Source organism: Streptomyces fuscigenes (genome assembly GCF_021556455.1).
GTDB classification, from domain to species: domain Bacteria; phylum Actinomycetota; class Actinomycetes; order Streptomycetales; family Streptomycetaceae; genus Streptomyces; species Streptomyces fuscigenes.
In genome coordinates this window covers 1-2,653 of sequence record NZ_JAKGCV010000603.1, presented here as the reverse complement: position 1 = coordinate 2,653, position 2,653 = coordinate 1, and the positions used below count along the sequence as shown (strand labels likewise).

Genomic DNA, 2,653 nt, shown 5'->3' with positions numbered 1-2,653 from the left:
CCGCGCCGGGCCCGGGCGGGGCGGCTCCGCGTTCCACGCCCTGCCGCCGGTCCCCGAAGACCCGCGCGGCGCCCGAGCCGCGGGAGCCGGCGCGGAGGGCGGCCCGCTCAGGCGCGGCGCGGTCTCACTCGACCGTGACGGACTTCGCGAGGTTGCGCGGCTTGTCGATGTCCCGGCCCAGGGCCAGCGCCGTGTGGTAGGCGAGCAGCTGGAGCGGGATGCCCAGCAGGATGGGGTCCAGTTCCGGCTCGTTCTTCGGCACCACCACGGTGTGGTCCGCCTTCGGCTGCTCGCTGTGGGCCACGGCCAGGATGCGGCCCGCCCGTGCCTTGATCTCCTCCATGGCCGCCCGGTTCTTCTCCAGCAGTTCGTCGTCCGGGACGATCGCCACGGTCGGCATCGCGGGTTCGATGAGCGCCAGCGGGCCGTGCTTGAGCTCGGAGGCCGGGTAGGTCTCGGCGTGGATGTACGAGACCTCCTTGAGCTTCAGGGACGCCTCGCGCGCCACCGGGTAGCCCCGCACGCGGCCGATGAACATCATCGACTTCGCGTTCGCGTACGACGAGGCCAGCGCCTCGATGTCGCCCTCCGCCCGCAGGATCTCGCCGATCTGCTCGGGCAGCCGCCGCAGCCCGTCGATGATGCGCTTGCCGTCGGCGACCGACAGGTCCCTGATGCGCCCCAGGTGCAGCGCGAGGAGCGCGAAGGCGACCACGGTGTTCGTGAAGCACTTCGTGGACACCACGCAGACCTCGGGCCCGGCGTGCACGTAGACGCCGCCGTCGGTCTCGCGGGCGATCGCGGAGCCGACGACGTTGACGACGCCCAGCACGCGCGCGCCCTTCCGCTTGAGCTCCTGCACCGCGGCCAGCACGTCGTAGGTCTCGCCGGACTGCGACACGGCCACGTACAGCGTGTCCGGGTCGACCACCGGATTGCGGTAGCGGAACTCGGAGGCGGGCTCGGCGTCCGCCGGGATGCGGGCGATCTCCTCGATCATCTGCGCGCCGATCATGCCCGCGTGGTACGAGGTGCCGCAGCCGAGGATCTTGATGCGGCGCACGCCGCGTGCCTCGCGCGCGTCCAGGTTCAGGCCGCCCAGGTGCACGGTCGAGAACCGGTCGTCGATCCGGCCGCGCAGCACGCGGTCGACGGCCTCGGCCTGCTCGGAGATCTCCTTGTGCATGTACGTGTCGTGGCCGCCCATGTCGTACGACTCGGCCTCCCACTCCACGAGGGTCGGCGTCGGCGAGGTCAGCGACCCCTCCGTGGTGTACGTGCGGAAGTCGTCGGCCTTGAGGGTGGCCATCTCGCCGTCGTCCAGCGTCACGACCTGGCGCGTGTGGGAGACGAGCGCCGCCACGTCGGAGGCGACGAACATCTCCTTCTCGCCGATCCCGAGCACCACGGGCGAGCCGTTGCGCGCCACGACGATGCGCTCGGGGAAGTCGGCGTGCACGACCGCGATGCCGTACGTGCCCTCGACCAGCTGGAGGGCCTGGCGGACCTTCTCCTCCAGCGTCGGCGCCTGCGAGCGCGCGATCAGGTGTGTCAGCACCTCCGTGTCCGTCTCGGACAGGAAGACGATGCCGTCCGCCTCCAGCTTCACCCGCAGCTCGGCCGCGTTGTCGATGATGCCGTTGTGGACGACGGCCACCTTGCCCTCGGCGTCGAGGTGCGGGTGCGCGTTCTCGTCACTGGGCGATCCGTGCGTCGCCCAGCGCGTGTGGGCGATGCCCGTCGTGCCGCTGAAGCGCTTGGGGACGCGCGCCTCCAGCTCGCGCACCCGGCCCTTCGCCTTGACGCTCCGCAGCGTCGCCGCCCGGCCCGCCGCCGGCTTGCCGGTGATCACGATGCCGGCGGAGTCGTACCCCCGGTACTCCAGCCGCTGCAGCCCTTCGAGCAGCAGCGGAGCGACGTCCCGCTTGCCGATGTAGCCCACGATTCCGCACATGTCAGGCCCTGCCCCTCCTGGTTTTCGGATGTGCCCCGGCCCGGGGGCGCCCGCACGGGCCCCCGGCGCCCCGGGGCCGGCCCGCCTGGGCCGTCCGGGTGACCGCCGTCATCCGTAGACGATGCGGCGCAGCTGTCTCAGCGAGAGTTCCGGCGGTGCCACGGCGCGGTGCGGCAGCTCGGCCGCGATCCGCTCGAAGATCACCGTGTTCGTCGCACCGCCCGCCTGCATCTCGCGATGGCGGCGCCGGACGAACTCCTCGGTCGTCTCGTCGAAGTACGCCAGCACGTCGAGCACCACCCGGGCCGCCTCACCGCGCCGCAGCGAGGTGGAGCCGACCAGGTGGTCGATGAGGTCGTCATGCGACGCGCGGCGATCGAGCACCCGTTGATAGTGCAGAGACTCGCGGCGTTAAGCAACATTTCTGCCCGGAATCGGGCAAGCGCAGGCCGGTTCCGCGTCGAACGGCGTAATTTTCCTGCGTTCACCGGTCCCGGAGGACCGCCCGCTTGGCGGTCGTGAACTCCGCCGCGGTGAGCACGCCCCGCCGGCGCAGCTCGCCCAGTTCCCGCAGGCGCCGCAGCAGCGCGTCGGCCCGGTCCTCGCCGCCGTCCCCCGCCGCCTCGGGCAGGCCGCCAGGGGCTACGGGGGCGGGCGCGGAGCCCGGAAGCGGCGGGAGCGCTCCCGGAGCGGCGGCCG

Annotated in this window: 3 protein-coding genes; all 3 read right to left on the bottom strand. The window is 72.3% G+C overall.

Annotated elements, in window-relative coordinates; genetic code table 11:
• Positions 1 to 124 precede the first annotated feature (124 nt).
• Positions 125 to 1,954, bottom strand: a complete 1,830-nt coding sequence (glmS, locus tag L1885_RS26835; protein ID WP_235799751.1) for a glutamine--fructose-6-phosphate transaminase (isomerizing) — start codon at positions 1,952 to 1,954, stop codon at positions 125 to 127.
• Between the two features lie 108 nt (positions 1,955 to 2,062).
• The gene (locus L1885_RS26830; RefSeq protein WP_235799750.1) at positions 2,063 to 2,338 is read right to left on the bottom strand and encodes a hypothetical protein; all 276 of its coding nucleotides are present in this window, start codon (positions 2,336 to 2,338) and stop codon (positions 2,063 to 2,065) included.
• 100 nt (positions 2,339 to 2,438) lie between these two features.
• A partial coding sequence (locus L1885_RS26825; RefSeq protein WP_235799749.1) for an SHOCT domain-containing protein occupies positions 2,439 to 2,653 on the bottom strand: 215 nt, incomplete at its 5' end.